The following is an 18,455-nucleotide window of genomic DNA, read 5'->3' on the forward strand; positions in this document are numbered from 1 at the left end:
AGTAGCCGATGGCCGAAGACGAAAGCGTGCCGCTCACTGGGAAGCTGCGCGAGAAGCTGGTCGAGAAGAAGCAAGACTGGGCGCGGGACGGCCGGCTGATCACCGGCCACACCGATGCCGCTCATGCCATGCGCCTGCCGCCGGGGCAGACCCTGGTGAAGGACTGGCCTGTGCTCGACCTCGGCGTGCAGCCGGATGTCGCGAAGGATCGCTTCCGGCTTCGGGTCGAAGGCCTGGTCGAGAACCGCGTGGCGCTCGACTGGGACTGGTTCATGTCGCTCGAGCAGACGGAGCAGGTCTGCGACATCCACTGCGTCACGCAATGGAGCCGCTACGACAACCGCTTCACCGGCGTCCGCGCCCGCACCCTGCTGGCGCTGGCGCGGCCGAAGCCCAGCGCGCGCTTCGTCGGCTTCACGAGCTATGACGGCTACACCACCAATGTCCCGCTCGCCGCCTTCGACGATGACGACGTGCTGCTGGCCCATGCCTGGGAGGGCGAGCCGTTGACCCGTGCCCATGGCGGGCCAGTCCGCGTGGTGCTCCCAAAACTCTATTTCTGGAAGAGCCCGAAATGGGTGACGCGCATCGAGCTGCTGGCCGAGGACCGGCCGGGCTTCTGGGAAGTGCGCGGCTACCACAACAACGCCGACCCTTGGTTGGAGGAGCGCTATGGATGAGATCCGTCGACGCACACTCTTCGCGGCGCCGCTGCTGATGGCGAGCGCGCCGGCACCCACCGTCTATGACTTCACCCTGCCGCGCCTCGAGGGCGGCGCGTTGCCGCTCGCGCAGTTCCGCGGCCAGGCGCTGCTGATCGCCAATACCGCGAGCTTCTGCGGCTTCACGCCGCAATATGCCGGGCTGCAGCGGCTGCACGACCGCTTCAAGGCGCGCGGCTTTGCGGTGATCGGCGTACCCACCAACGACTTCAACCAGGAAAGCGCCGATGCCGGCGCCATCCGGGAATTCTGCGACACGCAATACGGCATCGACTTCCCGATGGCCGGCCTCAGCCATGTGCGCGGGCGCGAGGCGCATGCGCTCTTCGCCTTCCTGGCCCAGGCCGGCGGCGGCGAGCCGCGCTGGAACTTCCACAAATACCTGGTCGCCCGCGACGGCCGCGGTGTCACCGGCTTCGCCACCCGCGTGGAACCCGACCAGCCCGACTTCCTCCGCGCCGTCGAAGCCGCCATCGCGCAGCCCGCCAGCTGAACCTGGAGCGCGGGCCGAGCAGCCCCGTGTTGGAGGAGTTGACAACACCTTGCGCGTGTTGGCATTTTCTCCAACATGAGGGCAGCGCTGCTGCTGCGCGAGCGCCAGGCTTTGACGGAAGCGTCGTTCGTGGAGCTGGTCATCTGGCGGGTGCCGCGGCGGGTGCCGGGCAGCGCCCATGATTTCAAATACAGCCTGGCGCTGGTCGCGCATGGCCGTTGCGTCCTGCGATACGACAACGAGGCCGGCAAGGGCGACCACCGGCATGTCGAAGGGCAGGAAGTGGGTTATCGCTTCGTCGATCTGGCGCGTTTGCAGGCGGATTTCTGGGCGGATGTGGACAGGTGGGAGGCGGAGCAATGAGGACGGTCACCTTGGGCATCGCGTCGAGGGCCGATACGAAGCGGCGCATGGCGGCCGCCTTCGCGGGGGAGGCGCAGGGCGCGTTCATCTCCTTCGCCTCGGTCGATCTGCTCTGGAGGGTTCTCTCTGCCAGGCGTTGGGACATCATCCAGGCGGTGGCGGGGCAGGGTGAGCTGTCGATCCGCGAAGTGGCCCGCCGCGTGGGCCGGGACGTGAAGGCGGTGCATGGCGACGTCACGGCGCTGCTCGATGCGGGCGTGCTGGATCGGACGGCGCAGGGCGTCGTGTTCCCCTATGACGCGGTGCATGTGGACTTCACGCTGCGCGCCGCGTGACGCGGCCCTCCAGGCCATCCCCAACCAAGTCGCCACCCCCCCCACCCCCGCGGCCATAGACCGCCACCGGTTCCTGCGGGGCGAGCACAGCGATGCCTCGGGGCCGCACATGCGGCCCCGCGCGCCACCGTCAGCGGCGTCGAGCGCGCCCTGACGGCGCGGAAGCCAAGCCGGCGGATGCCGGCGCCGGCGATTGGGGGCAGACAAATATCTTAAGGGCTGAGTTCACGACCGGCGCCAGCTCGGCGGCGCTGGCGCCGTCCAGCGCCTGCACCGAGAGGCCCTGCAGCACGGTCATGATGAAGCGCGCGAGGGCCGCGGCATCGGTCGCCGCGGGCAGCAGCCCGGCTTCGACGTCGCTGGTGATGCGGCGTTCCAGCGCCAGGCGCGACGCCGACCGGATCGCCCTGAGCTCGGCCGCCAGCTCGGCATTCTCGGCGGAGGTCATCAGCAGCCCGCTCGACACCATGCAGCCGAGCGGCTTGCCCGGCGTCGTCACCGCCGCGATGCCGCGCTCGAGCATCATGCGGGCCGCGTCATGGCCCGAGGGCGCCGCGGCGATCTCGTCGGCGCTGATGCCGCTGGCGCCGTAGCGGCGCAGCACCTCGCGGTAGAGATCGGCCTTGTTGCCGAAGGCATGATAGAGGCTGGGCGCCGCGATCCCGATCGCATCCGTCAGATCGGCGATGCTCACGCCGTCATAGCCATGCCGCCAGAACAGATCGAGCGCCACCTCGAGCGCCTGGTCGCGGTCGAATGTCGGCTGCCGGCCGCGGGGGCGCGGCGATGTCGCACTGTTCTTCGTCGGGGACACCACCATGCGCATCAAGTGCGGTGCTTGACGTTCCTGCGCAAGCTCCTAATGTTTAGTGATCGATAAACAAAAGGATGACATGATGGGTGTGCAGGATGCGATCGGCCGGCGGGGCCTGGTGCTGGGCGTCGTGGGGACGGCGGCGGCCAATGCGCTGACTGGCCCGGCGATGGCAGCGGAACCCGCGGCCGCGAGCGCGTCCTTCACCGTCCGCTCGGCCGACGGCACGCTGCTGACGGGCGATGCGCAGGGCGACCTGGAGGCGCCCGGGATTCTCTTCATCCACGGCCTGCGCCAAAGCCGGCTGAGCTGGGACAAGCAGTTTGCCGATCCGGCGCTGGCGGGCTTCCGCCTGGTCCGCTTCGACCTCCGCGGCCATGGGGATTCGGACAAGCCCGCCGCGCCCGACGCTTACGCGGATGCCGACCGCTGGGCGGACGACCTGGCCGCGGTGATCGCGGGCGCGAGGCTGCGCCGGCCCGTGCTGGTGGGCTGGTCGCTCGGCGGTTACGTGGCCGGCGCCTATCTCCGGAAACATGGCGGCGCCGGGATCGCGGGGATCAACCTGGTCGATGCGGTCACCAGGCTGTCGCCGGATCTCCTGACCCCGCTCGCCGGCAGCTTCGCCCGCAGCACCGGCTCGCATGATCTCGGCGAGCGCGCCGCGGCGACGGCCGATTTCCTGGCCGCCTGCTTCCACCAGCCGCCGACCGGCATCGAATGGCAGCGCATGCTTGTCATCAACGGCATGACGGCCCGGGCCGTGAACGAGGGCTTCACCCGGACCGAAACCACCGACCTGGAGCCCGTTTTCCGCGACTATGCCGGCCCAATCATGCTGACGCATGGGGCGCATGACCGGCTGGTCCGCCTGGCCATGTCAGAGCGGATCCGGGCGCTGCACCCGGGCAGCCGTCTCTCGGTCTACGCGGAGAGCGGACACAGCCCCTTCTATGAGGAGCCGTCCCGGTTCGGGCGGGAGCTCGCCGGTTTCGCGGCCGCCGCGATGCGGGGCTGAGATGGCCGCACCGCCCTTCTTTCCCGGCTTCCGGGCGCTCGACATCGAGGCGGGCGGGGTGCGCTTCGCCGGCGTCATCGGCGGCGCCGGCCCGCCGCTGCTGTTGCTGCACGGCTTCCCCGAGACGCATATCGCCTGGCGCAAGCTGGCGCCGGCCCTGGCGCGGCAGCACAGCCTGATCATCCCGGACCTGCCGGGCTATGGCGCCAGCCGGCCGCGGGCGATGACGCCGCGCTGGACCAAGCGCCGGGTCGGCGCGGCGCTGGTGGCGCTGATGCGGGCGCTCGGGCATCAGCGCTTCGCGCTCGCCGGGCATGACCGCGGCGCGCGCGCCGGCTATCGGCTGGCGCTCGACCACCCCGGGGTCGTCAGCCGCTTCGCCTCGCTGACGGTGGTGCCGACGCTCGATGCGATGCTGGCGGTCGATTATCGCTACGCTAGCAAGAGCTATCACTGGTTCCTGCTGGCGCAGGAGGCGGACCTTCCCGAGCGGCTGCTCGCCGCCGCGCCGGATGCTTTCATCGACCGCGCCTTCACGGGCATGGGCGCGGAGAGCGACGAGGTGATCGAGCCCTCGGCGCGGGAGGCCTATCGCGGCGCCTTCCGCAACGCGTCGGTGCGCCACGCGATCTGCGAAGACTATCGCGCCGCGCTGGAGGAGGATCTCGCGCAAGATCAGGCGGACCGCGCGGCGGGGCGCAAGCTCGACTGCCCCGTTCTCGTGCTCTGGCCGCGCGCGCAGGAGGTTCCGGGTCGTCCTGGCCCGGCCGAGATCTGGAAGGGCTGGGCCGAGGACGTCACGGGCGCGGTGACGACGGGCGGCCATCTCCAGCCGGAGGACCGTCCGGAGGAGGTCGCGGCGGCGCTGGTGCCGTTCTTCAAGCAGGAACGTAGGTCAACCTGATGACATCCTCGCCAATGAGATCGCTGGCCGCAAGGCGGAGCGGCGGCCGGGGGCCGGCGAAGAATGGTTTGCCGCGACCAAGCACGACGGGGTGGAGATAGAGCCGATACACGTCGATAAGACCAAGATCGGTCAGGCTTCGCGCCAGGTCCGGTCCGCCGACTTGAATCTCCCCAACGAGCCGGGCCTTCAGCCCGCGTATCACCGCCTCGATGTCATCCCCGATAAGCGTGGCGTTGGGGCCGACCGACTGCAATGAGCGCGACACGACCCACTTCGGCTGGCTCCGCCACGCCGCCGCGAACTCGTGTTGTTCCGCACTCCACTCGGGATGATCTTCGTCCCAGTACCGCATCACCTCGTACAGGCGGCGACCGTACACGCTGCCCGCCTGGCCGCGCGCCTGCTCGATGAAGTGGCGGAAGAGCGTGGGGCTTGGCCCAAACGCCATGTGGTCGACATAGCCATCCAGGGATTGGTTCATGCCGAAGACGAGCTTTGCCATGCTACAAAATCTCCATCCCAGGTTCTTCAGGCGACGGAAGCCCGACGCCCATCGAAGGCAGCCTCCTGCAGGTCACTCAGGGCATCAAGGTGAGCTGGGCTGCGCCGAGCCCTTCAAAGCTCACCGCGCTCCATCCTCTTCGTGTTCCTGAGCGGCCCTGAAGGTTGGCACGGCGCATAGCCGATCCCAACCCGGGGCATCATGTTCCGGCGCTCTGTCCGATCGCGCGAGCCAGGCTGTTCGGCGATGCCCCGTGCCTCAATCCGGTGGGAGGCCTGCCTGCCCGCGCCCATCCGGCACCGGCCCCGCGCGACGGCCGGACAGGCCCACCGCCGCGCTCCAGCCGAGCAACCCACCCGCCAGCGCCAGCCCGAGGCGCGCCCAGGCCTCGCCGACCGGGTCCCGCTCCCCGGCCACCCACCGCCCGACGATCGGACGGGTCCCGTCGGGCAAGTGGCCGCCGCCCGTGACCTGCCAAAACGCCGCCGCATGGTCGCCCTTCGGCAGCGCCCGGATGAACTGTCCGCCGGGCTCCGACCAGACGGCGGGCGGCGCGTGCCCCTCGGCGATGACCCAGGCCGGAACCGGGTCCCCGGCCCGCCATCCCGCGGGGAGCACCGGCGCGATCACGTAGGCGAAGCCGGATTGCCGGTAACGGCCGTGGATCGGGATGGTCGCGACCCGCGCCAGCGCCGGCCGTGGCCGGGCGTCGGTGAAGCGGAAACGCGTGGTCAGGCGAGCCGCCGGCGCCTCCGCCACGGGCAGGGTCGCGCGGCGCCCGAGCAGCGGGACATCGACCGCGAAACCCATGACGAGAGGGAGCACCAGCAGCCCGGAGAGGCCGAGCAGCCCCGCCACCAGCCCGCCCTCGAAGGCGGTGGTCGCCAGCGCGCCGAGGACAAGCCAGGACGCGAAGAGCAGCACCAGCGCCAGGGCCTCGCCCGGAACCGCGAGCCGCACGGCGTGCGCGAACACGGCAGCGCCCAGCATCGCCGCGACGCCGATCCCGATGCGGCGCGCTGCGGAGACCGGACGGGCGCGCAAGCGCCTGGGTCCCGCAGCGACGCCGCGTCAGTTCGCCCTCGGCGCCAGGAACACGTAATCCGATGCATAGGGCACGCTGCGGAGCGCGCCCGCGGTCGGGCAGTCGCCTTCCGCGACGCCGCCCACCGTGTTGATGCGCTGGATGACGCTGACCGGCGTGAGCCGCCCGGCGCCACGCCGCTCCGCGACCTCGAGCCGGAGCCAGGGGATGTCGCCGGCGTCGCGGCCCGGCGCCCGGCCCGTGACGCGCCCGGTCACGATGCTCCCGTCCGCGAGCTCCCAGCTCGGTCCGGCGTAGTGGCGGCCCACAGTACGGCCGCCCTCCAGCAGGGTCGCGACGGGCTCGCGGAAGGCCCAGGCGAGGCGGCCATCCGCCCCGGCACGGCATTCGTAGACCTGCGCTCCCTGCGCATGCAGCGTCGCGACGATGGCGAGATCCGACGCCGCGATCGGCGCGGGGATCGCGGGCGGGGTCTGGGCGTGCCCCGTCGTCGCCCAGGCCAGGGCGAGGAGCGCGACGGCCGCCGGCATGGGGGCGGCGCGGCGGCGCCTGAACAGGCCGATCGCGGAGGGGATGCCGAGCGCCAGCGCGAGGCCGCCGAGAACCCATGGCACCGCGCCGGGGCCCGCCGCCAGCTCGGCCGCGATCCGCACCGTCGGCGGATCGCCCGGGACGACGCGGAGCAGCATGGTCCGGCCGACCCCGATCTCGGCCCGCTCGATCGCGTCCGAGACGGTCCCGAGCGCGATGCGGCCTTCGGCCGTGCGATAGCTGAAAGTCGGATAGTAGCTGGTGCTGACCACCCGGCCGCCGCGCCGGCTCGTCACCTCGCGATAACCGCCGGTCATCCGGCCCTCGACCTCGCTACCGGTCGTGGCCGCGCGCTGATGATCCTGCACCACCGCCCAGCCGCCCCAGCCGAGGCCGAAGGCGATCAGCAGCCCCAGCACGCAGACCCAACGCTTCACCGGCGGGCGCGCCGGGGCCTGACCGGCAGCAGCCGGCGATCCCGGCGTCGTCGTGCCTGCGGCGCCCGCCGGTGCCGCCGCGATGTTCAATGTCTGATCCATGTCATCTCTCCCCGACAGCATGGCCGGCGCGAGGATGCTTCCTCCATCACCCCGGCAGTCGATCGGCGCTGCATGCCGCGACAGGGGAGACATGGCGCATGGCGAGCGGACGGCACCTGTTCCCTGGGGAACAGCCCGCGCGCAAGCGCCGTCAGTCGGAACCCGGAGGAGGGTCAGCTCATCAGGTGTTCGAGCTTCAGCGGCAGCTCGCGCACCCTGACGCCCGTCGCGTGATAAACGGCGTTGGTAATCGCCGCGGCGGTGCCGGCCAGGCCGATTTCACCGACGCCGCGGGCGCCGAGCGCATTGAGGCTGGTGTCCGGATATTCCAGGAAATGCACATCCATCGCCGGCGCATCGGCATGGGTCGCGACGACGTAATCGGCGAGGCTCGCATTCACCGGCGCGCCGTTGCGCGCGTCGTAATGCGTCTCCTCGAAGAGCGCCATGCCGATACCCATGACGACCGAACCCTCGATCTGGTTGCGGGCGGCCAGCGGGTTGAGGATGCGCCCGGCATCGATGACCGACACCGTCCTGGCGACCCGCAGCCGCGCTGTCTCCGGCTGCCAGGTCACCTCGACGAAATGCGCGCCGAAGGAATGCTTGGAGACCGTCGGTTTGCCCGGGGCCATGAAGGTGCCGGTGCCCGACCCTGACCCTGATATCGCGGGCATCCCGAGCGCCTTCAGCACAGTGTCGAAGCCCATCGCCTGGCGGTTGCCGGTCTTGGCGGTGATCTTGCCCTCGACGAAGTCGAGCTCCTCCGGCCGGCTGCCGCTGAACGGCCCATCTTTCGCGGCGCAGGCCGCGGCGATCAGGGCGGCGCCCGCCTTCGCCACCGCCTCATGGATCGGCGCGACCAGGGATGCCGTCGCCATGGAACCGCCGGAGACCGGGCCGGCCGGCAGCCGGGTGTCGCCGAGCGCCACTTCGATCCGATCGGTCGGCAGCCCCAGGCGCTCCGCCACCATCTGCGCCATCACCGTATAGGTGCCGGTGCCGATGTCCTGGATCGCGCAGGCGACCCGCGCCGTCCCGTCGTCGCGGAGATCGACCGCGGCGTTGGACGCGAAGCGCTCGGCGATCCAGGAACAGGCGGCAACGCCCCATCCGAGCGTCAGCCCGTCGCGGGTCATGGCGCCGACCCGCGGATCGCGCCTGGACCAGCCGAAGCGCTCGGCGCCGACCCTGAGGCATTCCTGGAAATGCCGCGACGAGAAGGGCACGCCCAGCCCCTCGTCAATGCTTGGCTCATTGCGGAGACGCAGCTCGACCGGATCCATCCCGAGCGCCACGGCCAGCTCGTCCATGCCGGATTCCAGCGCGTAGAGGCCGGGGACGGCGCCCGGGCCGCGCATGGATGTGGGCGTGCCGATATTGCGCCGGGCGATGCCCGCGGTGACGCGGAGATTGGGCGTGCTGTACATGTGCGGCGTCGCCTCGCCGCAATTCTCCTCATAGCTGTCGAGGATCGAGGTGGCGTTGACGTAGTCGTGCCGCACCGAGGTCAGCTTGCCGTCCGCGGTGGCGCCGAGGCGGATCCGCTGTTCGATGCGCGGCCGATGCCCGACGCTCTGGAAGGTCATGGCACGGCTGAGCACCAGCTTCACCGGACGGCCCAAGGTCCTGGCCGCCGCGGCCGCGAGCGGTGAATGCGTCCAGGGCCAGAGTTTGTTGCCGAAGCCCGATCCCAGGAAGCGGCTGATGACGCGCACCTTCTCGGCGGGCAGGCCGAGCATCCTGGCGACGACGTTGCGGTGGTTGATCACGCCCTGCGTCGTCTCGTGCAGCGTCAGCGCGTCGCCCTCCCAGACCGCGAGCGTGGCGTGGGTCTCGATCGGGTTGTGCGTCTCGGGCGCCATGGCGTAGCGCTGGTCGATGGTGACGGCGGCGCCGGCGAAGCCGGCCTCGGCATCGCCGCGCTCGCTCTTGACCGTCATCTTCTCGGCCACGAGTGCCGGATCGACGTCGGGGATCTCGACCGCATAGGAGACGCGGACGGCGTCCGCCGCCGCCTTCGCCTGTTCGAAGCTGTCGGCCACGGCGAGCGCCACGTATTGCCCGTAGTAGCGCACCACATCGTCGTCGAAGGGCGGCCGGAACTCGTCCAGGATCGACGTGGTGTCGGCCGAGGACATGTCCAGCTCGGCGCGGCCGAGCGGCGGGAAGCTGCCGCGGCGGAGGATGGCGCGAACGCCCGGCATCTGCTCGGCGACGCCGGCGTCGATGGCGGTGATGCTGCCCTTGGCGATGGTGGCGCCCACCGGCACCGCGTAGAGCATGCCCGGAAGATAGTGGTCGCCGGCGTATCGCGCGGCCCCGGTGACCTTGAGGGCGCCATCCACGCGGGGGTGCGGCCGCCCGATGACGTTCATCGGGCTTGCCTGGGTCGGGGCGGAGTGAGATGCGGACATGGAACCGGCTCCCGACATGTCAGCGCGTGACTTGGTTGAGCGCATGCACGAGGCAGCGCCGGGCGAGCTCGATCTTGAAGCCGTTCTGGCTTTGCGGCCGCGCGCCCGCGAGCGCCAGGTCGGCCGCCTGCCGGAACGCCGCCTCGCCCGGGGGCTGGCCGATGAGCGAGGCCTCGGCGGCCGGGACGCGCCAGGGCCTTGTGCCGACGCCGCCGAGGGCGAAGCGCACGGAGGCCATCCGGCCCTCCGCCATGGTCACGGAGACAGCGGCCGACACCAGCGCGAATTCGTAGGACACGCGGTCGCGCAGCTTCAGATAGGCGGCGCGCGCGCCAACCTCAGGCGGCGGCAGCGTCACATGCGTCACGAGATCGCCGGGCTGCAGGACATTCTCGCGATCCGGCGTGTCGCCGGGCAGCAGGAAGAAATCGGCGATCGCCACCTGCCGCTCGCCTTGCGGCCCCTGGATGTGCACCATCGCGTCATAGGCCAGCATGGCGACGGCCATGTCCGACGGGTTGCTGGCGATGCAGTGCTCGCTGGTGCCGAGGATCGCGAGCATGCGGTTGGCGCCGTCGATCGCCGAGCAGCCGGAGCCGGGCTCCCGCTTGTTGCAGGGCGTCGCGGTGTCGCGGAAGTAGAGGCAGCGGGTGCGCTGGAGCAGGTTGCCTGCCGTCGTCGCGGCATTGCGCAACTGGGTCGAGGCGCCGGAGAGGATGGCCTGGGAGAGCGCCGCGTACTCGGCCTTCACGATGGGATCATGGGCCAGGTCGCTGTTCCGCGCCGTCGCGCCGATGCGCAAGCCCCCATCGGCCGCACGCCCGATGCCGTCGAGCGGCAGGCGGTTGATGTCGACGAGGAGGTGCGGGGCTTCCACCCCGAGCTTCATCAGGTCGACCAGCGTGGTTCCCCCCGCGAGGAAGCGGACGCTGGCGCCCTGCTGGGCGGTGGCGGATCGGGATGCGGCGGCGATCGCGGCAGATGGATCGGCGGCGCGGAGGAGTTCGAAGCTCTGCATGGCCTGGTCTCCTCCTTCAGCTCTGGCCGCGAACGTCCTGGATGGCGGCGACGATGTTGGCGTAGGCGCCGCAGCGGCAGAGATTGCCGCTCATGTATTCGCGCACCTCGTCGTCCCCGGGGCCGCAGGGCTCCTGCAGGAGTGCGAGCGCCGACATGATCTGCCCGGAGGTGCAGTAGCCGCACTGGTAGGCATCCCGCGCGACGAAGGCTGCCTGCAGGGGATGCAGGCGATCGGGCGTGCCGACGCCTTCGATGGTGAGGATCTCGTCGCCCTCATGGACGGCGGCCAGCGCCAGGCAGGCATTCCGCCGGCGGCCGTTGATGTGGACCGTGCAGGCGCCGCACTGCCCGTGGTCGCAGCCCTTCTTGGTGCCGGTAAGCTGGAGCGTGTCGCGCAGGCAGTCCAGCAGCGTGGCGCGCGGGTCGATCTGCAGCGCATGGGACGCGCCGTTGATCCTCAGGACGACGCTGAGCAGGTCGCTGTTCGGCTCGACTGCCGAGAAGGGATTCGATGTCGGGTCGCTCATCAGTGCTCTCCCAGTCCGGGGGTCCCACAGTCGCTTCTCGACTTCAGTATACCTAGTCATTCCTTCTTCCGAAGTGTTTAGTTTGACTGATGCCGAACCGCTCCCGCCTGCCGCTGATCGCGTTCCGTGCCTTCGAGGCGGTCGCCCGCCTGGGCGGCGTGCGCCGGGCCGCCGATGAGCTCAGGGTCACGGAGGGCGCGGTCAGCCAGCAGCTTCGCGCGCTCGAGGCGGCGCTGGGCGTGCCGCTGGTCTGGCGCAACGCCAACCGGCGGCTGACCTTGACCGAGCAGGGCGCGGGGTTGCTGAGCAACCTCACCGCGGCTTTCGATCTCATGGAGCACGGCGTGCGGGAGGTGGAGGCCGCGCGGTCCTCCCGCCGTCTCAGGGTGCGGGTGCTGCCGACGCTCGCGATCCGCTGGCTCATCCCGCGCCTCGGCGGCTTCTATCAGCGCCATGGCGACGTCGACATCGAGGTCTCCACCGCCGCGGAGCGGGAGACGGTGCTGGGACCCGAGGATGACTTCGTTGCGCGGCAAGGTCGCGGCGGGTGGCCGGGCGTGCGGGCCGAACCGCTCTTCCAGGATGCCTTCCTGCCGGTCTGCGCCCCAGCCGCGGCCAAGGCCCTCAGGGCGCCCAAGGCCTTGGCCAAGGCCACGCGGCTGCATTCCATGCTGCGGCCGGATGCATGGCGGATCTGGCTCGAGGCGAAGGGGATGACCGAGGCGGTGGAGCCGGAGGTGGGCCTGCGTTTCGCCAATGCGGCCTTGGCCTATCAGGCGTCGATCGAAGGGCTCGGGGTCGCCATGGCGCAGCACGCTTATGTCGAAGCGGATCTGCGCGACGGCCGGCTGGTCGCCCCTTGGCCCGACACCGTGGGAACTACGGAGGGCTACTACCTTCTCTGCGCGGAGGAGAAGGCCGAGCTGCCGAAGCACAAGGCGTTCCTCGCCTGGATCAGGGACTGCGTGGGCGGGACCGCAGGCATTCGACCCCGACAGGGCTGAGAGACCTTTTGGAAAAAGGCTGCGGGTCGGTCTGGCGGGTCTTTTCCGCCCCTGGCGCGCCGGCTTCCTCGCCGATGCCACCAGCATCGGCGAGGAAGCCGACACACCAGCGACGAAAAATCCCTCGCCAGCCCTCCGCCGCCGCCTTTTCCAAAAGGCCTCTGAGCGGCGCGCGCGGTCCTGTCGAGGAGGTGCTTCCGGCCCGGGGGCTGCGCGGCGGCACTGTCTTCCGTCGGCCTCCGCCCGGAAGGTTCAGATCAGAGCAGCTTGTCCAGGGTGATCGGCAGATCGCGGATACGCTTGCCCGTGGCGTTGAACACGGCATTCGCCACCGCGGCCGCGACGCCGGTGATGCCGATCTCGCCGATCCCGCGCGCGCCGAGCGGCGATCGGGGATCGGGGATGCCGGTCCAGATGACATCGATCTCCGGCACGTCGAGATGGGCCGGGATGTGATAGTCGGCGAGCGATGGGTTCATGATCCGGCCGCTTCGCTCGTCGAACAGCGTTTCCTCCATCAGTGCCAGGCCGAGACCCATGATCATCCCGCCCCGGAACTGGCTGGCGGCGGTCTTCGGATTGAGGATCGTGCCGCAGTCGAATGAGCCCAGCAGCCGGTCGACGCGCACCTCCCCGGTGACGGCACTCACGCGAAGCTCGCAGAAGATCGCCGAGCTGCTGTGCATCGCGAACTTCAGGAACTCCAGCGGTGCACTTCCTGCGGCGGTGACCGCAATCGCCTCCCGTGCCGCGCGCGCCAGGATGGAGCGGTAGCTCTCGCGCCGCGTCGGGTCCGCGATGCTGGCAATGCCCTCCTCCACCAGTTGCACCTCGCCGGCGCGCAGGCCGGCGATCGGGCTGTCATTGCCGGCGAGGCGCAGCAATTCGCCGGCGAGCTTGGTTGCCGCCGCGGCGATCGCACCCGCGATCGACGCCGTCTGCGACGAGCCTCCCGCCATGGGGGCGGCGGGCAGGGCGGAATCGCCAAGCTCGACGCTGATCGCTTCGAGCGGCAGACCGAGCCGGTCCGCGGCGTGCTGCGCCTGCACGGTCGCGGTGCCCATGCCCATCTCCTGGGCCGAGCAGGCGATGACAGCGGTTCCGTCCCCGCGGAGCGTGATGCGGACATTGGCGCCCGGCATGCGCGCATAAGGGAAGCTGCCGGTCGCACAGCCCATGCCGATACGCCATTCTCCCTCCCTGACCGTGCCGGGCTCGGCATGCCGCCTGTCCCAGCCGAAGCGCTTCGCACCCTCGGCATAGGCCTGGCCCAGCGCATGCTGCGAAAAGGGCGCACCGGAGATCGGATGCCGCTCGGGCAGGTTGCGCAGACGCAGCGCGATCGGATCGACGCCCATCGCATGCGCCAGCTCGTCGATCGCGCTCTCGACCGCGAAGCTGCCGATCGCTTCCCCCGGGGCGCGCATGAAGGTGTTCGGCACGATGTCCAGGTCGAGATGCCGCTGCATGATCTCGAAACTCCTGGCGCCATACAGCGCACGCGTGCCGAGGGTGTATGGCTCGGGGCATGCGCCGTAAGGCGGCATCACCGAGTAGCCGGTGTGCAGGAGCGCGGTGAACCTCCCCTCCGCATCCGCTCCGATCGCGACGCGCTGTTCGGACGGGCTGCGCCCGCCGATCATGCGATACACGCCCTCCCGGCTCAGCATCAGGCGCAGCGGACGACCGGCCAGCCTGGCCGCCGCGATGGCGACGATCTGGTGATCCCACAAGCCCTTGCCACCAAAGCCGCCACCGACGAAGGGCGACAGGACGCGCACCTGCTCGCGCTTGAGGCCGAAGAGCTTGGCGAGCGCGGCGGCACTCGGGGCGATCATCTGCGTCGCATCATGCAGCACCAGCGAATCACCTTCCCAAGCGGCGGTGACGGCATGGAGCTCGATGGCGTTGTGGTTCTGCGCCGGGGTCCGATACATGTTGTCGACGCGATGCGGCGCCCGCTTCAACTCGCGTTCGGCATTGCCGATCGACACGTGATTTTTGTCCATGAGGAGCGACGCCGGCGTGCGCGCATCGGGTCTCGCATCCTGGAAACGGGTCCGGGCGGCGTCGATGGCATAGTCGATCTCGATCAGTGACGCGGCATGGTCCGCTTGCTCCTGCGTCTCCGCCACGACCGCCGCCACGACCTGCCCGTTATAGCGGATCTCGGCGTCCAGCATGATCGGTATGCTGCTGTTCCCGACCGCGGAGAGGTCGGTGATGCCGATGAGAGGAAGGGTGCCGATCCGCGGCATGGTCCGATGCGTCATGACCAGGATGACGCCCGGCGCGGTCTCTGCGGCGCCGGTGTCGAGCCGCGTGATCCGCCCGCGCGTCACCGGGCTGTGCACCAGCGCCGCGTAGCACAGGCGATCCATCGCGACCTCCGCCGCGAAGCGCGCCTCTCCCGCGACTTTCAGCGGCCCGTCCAGCCGGGATGCCTGCCGCCCGATCGCCGCGCGACGCTCGATCAGGGGATCGGGCGTGCCGCCAGGCAGCCATTGCGCCGGCACCCACCCCATCACGGTCCTGACGGAACTGATGATGGCATTCTGGGTCTTGCTCATAGGGAGCCTCCGGTCAGTTCGCTGAGGACGGCCTCCAGGGTGCGCCGCGTGAGCGCGAGCTTGAACGCGTTCCCGGCAAGCGGCGCGGCGTCGGCGAGCTCCGCGTCGGCCGCGGCCGCGAATGCGGCGCCCGCGGCGGGGCCTCCGCGCAGCACGGCCTCGGCGCGCGATGCCCGCCACGGCTTCGGCGCGATGCCGCCGAACGCGATCGCGACCTCCTCGATCCTTCCCTCGCGCATCGTCAGCCCGGCCGCGACCGAGACCAGCGCGAACGCATAGCTCGACCGGTCGCGGACCTTGCGGTAGGCGGACCGGCCGGCGAAGGGCGATGCGGGAAGCTCGACGGCGACGATCACCTCGCCAGGATCGAGCACGGTGTCGCGATCTGGCCGATCGCCCGGCAGTCGATGAAAGTCGACGAGCGGAATCATGCGATCGCCGCCGGGGCCGGAAACCTGAACGCGCGCATCGAGTGCCGCCAGCGCCACGCACATGTCCGAGGGATGCGCGGCGATGCAGGCGGGCGAGGTGCCAAGGACCGCATGGTAGCGGTTGAAGCCGCCGACGGCATCGCAACCGCTTCCCGGCTCACGCTTGTTGCAACGGGATCCGGCGACATCGGCGAAATAGAGGCACCGCGTCCGCTGCATCAGGTTGCCGCCGACCGTGGCCATGTTGCGGATCTGCGCCGATGCGCCGGCCAGGATCGCGCGGGCGAGCATCGGATAGCGTTGGCGCACCAGCGGATGCGCGGCAACGGCGCTGTTGCGCGCGGCCGCACCGATCACGAGGCTGCCGCTGCGGGCCAGTTCGATCGCGTCCGACAGCCCGCTCACATCCACCAGGCGCGAGGGTCGCTCGACGCCCTTGCGCATGAGATCGACCAGGTTGGTGCCGCCGCCCAGCAGCCGGGCGCCGGCACCATCCGCCAGGCGGCCGGCCTCGGCGACCGAGGTCGCCCGGGAGTAGCTGATGGGGGTCATGCCGCATGCTCCGCCGCAACGCGCAGGATCGCCTCGACGATGCCGTTATGCGCGCCGCAGCGGCACAGATTGCCACTCATCCGCTCGCGCACTTCCTCGCGCGACAGCGTCAGCCGCTCGGCGGCCAGGTCGGCCGTGACATAGCTCGGGATACCGGCCTCGACTTCGCGCAGCATCGCTGCCGCGGCGCAGATCTGACCCGGCGTGCAGTATCCGCACTGGAAGCCGTCATGCTCGATGAACGCGACCTGCAGCGGATGCAGGTCGCTGCCGCTGCCCAACCCCTCGATCGTCGTGACCGACCGCCCGTCCGCCTGCGCCGCCAAGGTCAGGCAGGAGAGCACCCTTTGGCCATCGATCAGGACGGTGCAGGCACCGCAGGCGCCCTGATTGCACCCGACCTTGGTGCCGGTCAGGTGCAGCCCCTCCCGCAACAGGTCGAGGAGGGAGACGCGTGCATCGTCGGGAACAGCGACGTCAGAGCCATTGATCCGTATCGCCATGGGCTTCTCCGGGAAAACACCGAACGCGTTCGCCGCGCCCTTGCCCCAGATATGACGATATTCGTACTATTCAATCGTCGTGATATACGATTTTCGTTATCATGCCGATGAAGCTGTCCCGTTCGGTGGGCGACAGCCGCTCCAGCATCATCCGGCAAAGGGCGCGGTACGCGGCCACCAGATCGGCAACCAGGGCTTCCCCTTCGGCCGAGAGACGCAATGCGACGGCGCGACGGTCGCCTTCGACGCGGTCACGCTGCAACAGGCCGCGCCTGGCCAGACGATCGGTCGCCGAGGAGGCCGTCGTCGTCGGAACGCCGAGGTAGCGCGCAAGATCCGTCGGCCCGCACCCGGGGTGATCCGCGACGAACCGGAGCGTGTATTTGTCGATCTCATTGAGGGATCGCTCGATGCCGTCCGGATCCGCGAGCTTGTAGCGGCGCGCGAACCCATCGAATGCGGCGCCAAGCTTGGCGAGCTGGTCATCGGTCGGCTTGGTCATATTGGATCCGCATCAAACGCTGCAGCCGGGGTGGCACCAGCCGCTTCTCACGCGAATCCTTACATAACCCTGCCGCGCGATCCTACGTAGCGCCGGTCGCTGTCCCGGGCGGGCGCCCAAGCGCTCTCGAATCTCAGGCCGTTCGCTCAGCCTGTCCTGAGAGCCTGTCTCGGAATGGCGCGGTGGTGAGTTGGCGAGGCATTTTTCGTTCCTGGCGTGTCGGCTGACGCAGCCGATGCTGGTTGCATCGGCGAGGAAGTCGGCGCGGCAGGGGCGGAAAAGGACCGCCAGATCGCCCCGCGGCCATTTCGAGACAGGCTCTGAGCGTGAGTTCGTTGCCGCGGCCGCGCTCGAGGGGCTCGGGGTCGCCATGGCGCAGCACGCCTATGTCGAGGGGACTTACGGGATAGCCGGCTGGTGGCCCCCTGGCCCGGCACTGTCAGTACCGCGGAGGGCTACTATCTCCTCAGCGCGGAGGAAAAGGCGGGGCTGCCGAAGCACAAGGCGTTCCTCACCTGGATCCGCGACTGCGTGGACGGGCCCGCAGGCGGCTGAGCGGCGGCGCTGCTGCGCGATGGCTTTCCCGGCAGATGGACTGATGACAGGCGCGTCCGACAGGCTGGACGCGCGCCCAGGCGAAGGAGACACCCATGCAGCGGATCCGGTCCGGCACTAATTTCGTCAGCTATGCGTTGGGCGCGCTGACCATTGTGGCGCTCCGCGACGGCCATGTGGACATGCCGCCCAGCCGGCTTCGCCAGCCGGGCGACCGGCCCTTCGGCGCGGATCTGCCCGAGGAGGTCCGGCTGGTCGACGGGCGGCTGCGGCTTTCCGTCAACGCCTTCCTGATCATCGGGGAAGGCCGGCACATCCTGATCGACACAGGCGCCGCGAATGCCTGGGAGCCGAGCATGGGCCTGCTGCCCGAGGCGCTCGCCGAAGCGGGGGTGGCGCGGGAGGCGATCGATACCGTCGCTGTCACGCACACCCATCTCGACCATGTCGCCGGGCTGGTGGCGGCGGATGGATCGGACGCCTTCCCGAAGCTCCGGCATCTCTACGTCCCGCAGGAGGAACGCGCGCTGTTCCGCCGCGACGCGCGGCTGGCGCGCTGCCACGCGCGCTGCGAGGGCTTCGGCGACGGCTTCGCCCTGAGCGACAGCGTGGCCGCCGTCGCGGCCCATGGCCATGAGGTGGGCCACACCGCCTTCGAGGTCGCGAGCGGTGGGGAGGCGCTGCTGATCTGGGGCGATGTCGTGCATGTGCCGTCGATCCAGTTCGCCCAGCCGGAGCTCACCTGGGAATACGACGACGACCAGGCGGCGGCGCGTGCGACCCGCCTGCGGATGTTGGAACGCGCGGCGCGGCCGGGCGTCTTCGTCGCGGGCGCGCATCTCGACTTCCCGGGCGTTGGCAGCGTCACGCGAGGGGGGGAGGGCTATGATTTCGCACCGGCCTAGCGACCGTCTCGATAGGGGCAGCCGGAAGACAGGTGAGCCAAAATGGGAACGCCTGCCCGTCAATCAAACGGGGAGGCGGACCTGTTGGCGTGTAGTGGCCGCTTGCCGCCAGTCCGCTTTCAGACCTCAAGAAGCTTAAAGCTGACTTTGACTGCTTGCCGGCACGATGCAGCGCATCGCGGGCGATGCCCCTTCCAGGG

At 70.0% G+C, this 18,455-nt stretch carries 20 protein-coding genes; 9 read left to right on the forward strand and 11 right to left on the reverse strand.

Going from position 1 to position 18,455, the window contains the following annotated elements:
• Window positions 1–8 precede the first annotated feature (8 nt).
• The 4 genes from GXW71_RS01675 to GXW71_RS01690 all read left to right on the forward strand — a co-directional run bounded on the left by GXW71_RS01675 (window position 9) and on the right by GXW71_RS01690 (window position 1,913).
• The gene (locus GXW71_RS01675; protein WP_211850653.1) at window positions 9–680 is read left to right on the forward strand and encodes a sulfite oxidase-like oxidoreductase; all 672 of its coding nucleotides are present in this window, start codon (window positions 9–11) and stop codon (window positions 678–680) included.
• Entirely contained in the window at window positions 673–1,215 is a 543-nt protein-coding gene (locus GXW71_RS01680) for a glutathione peroxidase (RefSeq protein WP_211850654.1), read from the forward strand. Before GXW71_RS01675 ends, GXW71_RS01680 begins: the two co-directional genes overlap by 8 nt.
• A gap of 75 nt (window positions 1,216–1,290) precedes the next feature.
• Window positions 1,291–1,578: a toxin-antitoxin system TumE family protein gene (locus GXW71_RS01685; RefSeq protein WP_211850655.1), complete on the forward strand. Its 288-nt coding sequence runs from the start codon at window positions 1,291–1,293 to the stop codon at window positions 1,576–1,578.
• On the forward strand, window positions 1,575–1,913 hold the full coding sequence (locus GXW71_RS01690) for an HVO_A0114 family putative DNA-binding protein (RefSeq protein WP_246526204.1): 339 nt from the start codon (window positions 1,575–1,577) through the stop codon (window positions 1,911–1,913). Before GXW71_RS01685 ends, GXW71_RS01690 begins: the two co-directional genes overlap by 4 nt.
• 130 nt (window positions 1,914–2,043) lie before the next feature.
• Here GXW71_RS01690 and GXW71_RS01695 read toward each other — a convergent pair whose 3' ends face one another.
• On the reverse strand, window positions 2,044–2,727 hold the full coding sequence (locus GXW71_RS01695) for a TetR/AcrR family transcriptional regulator (RefSeq protein WP_211850657.1): 684 nt from the start codon (window positions 2,725–2,727) through the stop codon (window positions 2,044–2,046).
• An 82-nt stretch (window positions 2,728–2,809) separates the two neighbouring features.
• Here GXW71_RS01695 and GXW71_RS01700 point away from each other — a divergent pair, with 82 nt between their 5' ends.
• Both GXW71_RS01700 and GXW71_RS01705 read left to right on the forward strand, forming a co-directional pair.
• Complete coding sequence (locus GXW71_RS01700) at window positions 2,810–3,745, forward strand: alpha/beta fold hydrolase (RefSeq protein ID WP_211850658.1); 936 nt, start codon at window positions 2,810–2,812, stop codon at window positions 3,743–3,745.
• A 1-nt stretch (window position 3,746) separates the two neighbouring features.
• The gene (locus GXW71_RS01705) at window positions 3,747–4,649 is read left to right on the forward strand and encodes an alpha/beta fold hydrolase (protein ID WP_211850659.1); all 903 of its coding nucleotides are present in this window, start codon (window positions 3,747–3,749) and stop codon (window positions 4,647–4,649) included.
• Here the strand turns inward: GXW71_RS01705 and GXW71_RS01710 are convergent.
• The 6 genes from GXW71_RS01710 to GXW71_RS01735 all read right to left on the reverse strand — a co-directional run bounded on the left by GXW71_RS01710 (window position 4,624) and on the right by GXW71_RS01735 (window position 11,233).
• A complete protein-coding gene (locus tag GXW71_RS01710) occupies window positions 4,624–5,154 on the reverse strand; it encodes a dihydrofolate reductase family protein (protein WP_211850660.1) in 531 nt (176 codons plus the stop codon). The genes GXW71_RS01705 and GXW71_RS01710 overlap by 26 nt on opposite strands.
• 258 nt (window positions 5,155–5,412) lie before the next feature.
• Window positions 5,413–6,198 (reverse strand): hypothetical protein, encoded by a 786-nt coding sequence (locus tag GXW71_RS01715; RefSeq protein WP_211850661.1) that lies wholly within the window; start codon window positions 6,196–6,198, stop codon window positions 5,413–5,415.
• Between the two features lie 27 nt (window positions 6,199–6,225).
• Window positions 6,226–7,269 carry a DUF3455 domain-containing protein gene (locus tag GXW71_RS01720; protein WP_211850662.1) on the reverse strand — a complete coding sequence of 348 codons (1,044 nt, stop codon included), beginning with the start codon at window positions 7,267–7,269 and terminating at the stop codon, window positions 6,226–6,228.
• Window positions 7,270–7,442: 173 nt separating this feature from the next.
• A complete protein-coding gene (locus GXW71_RS01725) occupies window positions 7,443–9,686 on the reverse strand; it encodes a xanthine dehydrogenase family protein molybdopterin-binding subunit (protein ID WP_211850663.1) in 2,244 nt (747 codons plus the stop codon).
• 19 nt (window positions 9,687–9,705) lie between these two features.
• Complete coding sequence (locus GXW71_RS01730; protein ID WP_211850664.1) at window positions 9,706–10,704, reverse strand: FAD binding domain-containing protein; 999 nt, start codon at window positions 10,702–10,704, stop codon at window positions 9,706–9,708.
• Between the two features lie 16 nt (window positions 10,705–10,720).
• Window positions 10,721–11,233 carry a (2Fe-2S)-binding protein gene (locus GXW71_RS01735; RefSeq protein ID WP_211850665.1) on the reverse strand — a complete coding sequence of 171 codons (513 nt, stop codon included), beginning with the start codon at window positions 11,231–11,233 and terminating at the stop codon, window positions 10,721–10,723.
• 89 nt (window positions 11,234–11,322) lie between these two features.
• On the opposite strand from GXW71_RS01735, the gene GXW71_RS01740 reads away from it, so the two are divergent.
• Window positions 11,323–12,237, forward strand: coding sequence for a LysR substrate-binding domain-containing protein (locus tag GXW71_RS01740; RefSeq protein WP_211850666.1), 915 nt, complete (start codon window positions 11,323–11,325; stop codon window positions 12,235–12,237).
• A gap of 257 nt (window positions 12,238–12,494) precedes the next feature.
• Here GXW71_RS01740 and GXW71_RS01745 read toward each other — a convergent pair whose 3' ends face one another.
• The 4 genes from GXW71_RS01745 to GXW71_RS01760 form a co-directional block, all read right to left on the reverse strand.
• Entirely contained in the window at window positions 12,495–14,807 is a 2,313-nt protein-coding gene (locus GXW71_RS01745) for a xanthine dehydrogenase family protein molybdopterin-binding subunit (protein WP_211850667.1), read from the reverse strand.
• Window positions 14,804–15,790, reverse strand: coding sequence for an FAD binding domain-containing protein (locus GXW71_RS01750; protein WP_211850668.1), 987 nt, complete (start codon window positions 15,788–15,790; stop codon window positions 14,804–14,806). Before GXW71_RS01750 ends, GXW71_RS01745 begins: the two co-directional genes overlap by 4 nt.
• On the reverse strand, window positions 15,787–16,293 hold the full coding sequence (locus GXW71_RS01755; RefSeq protein ID WP_211850669.1) for a (2Fe-2S)-binding protein: 507 nt from the start codon (window positions 16,291–16,293) through the stop codon (window positions 15,787–15,789). Before GXW71_RS01755 ends, GXW71_RS01750 begins: the two co-directional genes overlap by 4 nt.
• 70 nt (window positions 16,294–16,363) lie before the next feature.
• The gene (locus GXW71_RS01760; protein WP_211850670.1) at window positions 16,364–16,795 is read right to left on the reverse strand and encodes a MarR family winged helix-turn-helix transcriptional regulator; all 432 of its coding nucleotides are present in this window, start codon (window positions 16,793–16,795) and stop codon (window positions 16,364–16,366) included.
• A gap of 417 nt (window positions 16,796–17,212) precedes the next feature.
• Between GXW71_RS01760 and GXW71_RS01765 the strand changes: the two genes are divergently transcribed.
• Entirely contained in the window at window positions 17,213–17,350 is a 138-nt protein-coding gene (locus GXW71_RS01765; protein ID WP_211850671.1) for a hypothetical protein, read from the forward strand.
• Window positions 17,351–17,445: 95 nt separating this feature from the next.
• The gene (locus tag GXW71_RS01770) at window positions 17,446–18,255 is read left to right on the forward strand and encodes an MBL fold metallo-hydrolase (protein ID WP_211850672.1); all 810 of its coding nucleotides are present in this window, start codon (window positions 17,446–17,448) and stop codon (window positions 18,253–18,255) included.
• The last annotated feature ends 200 nt before the right edge of the window (window positions 18,256–18,455 follow it).

This window comes from Plastoroseomonas hellenica, from assembly GCF_018129085.1.
GTDB lineage: Bacteria > Pseudomonadota > Alphaproteobacteria > Acetobacterales > Acetobacteraceae > Plastoroseomonas > Plastoroseomonas hellenica.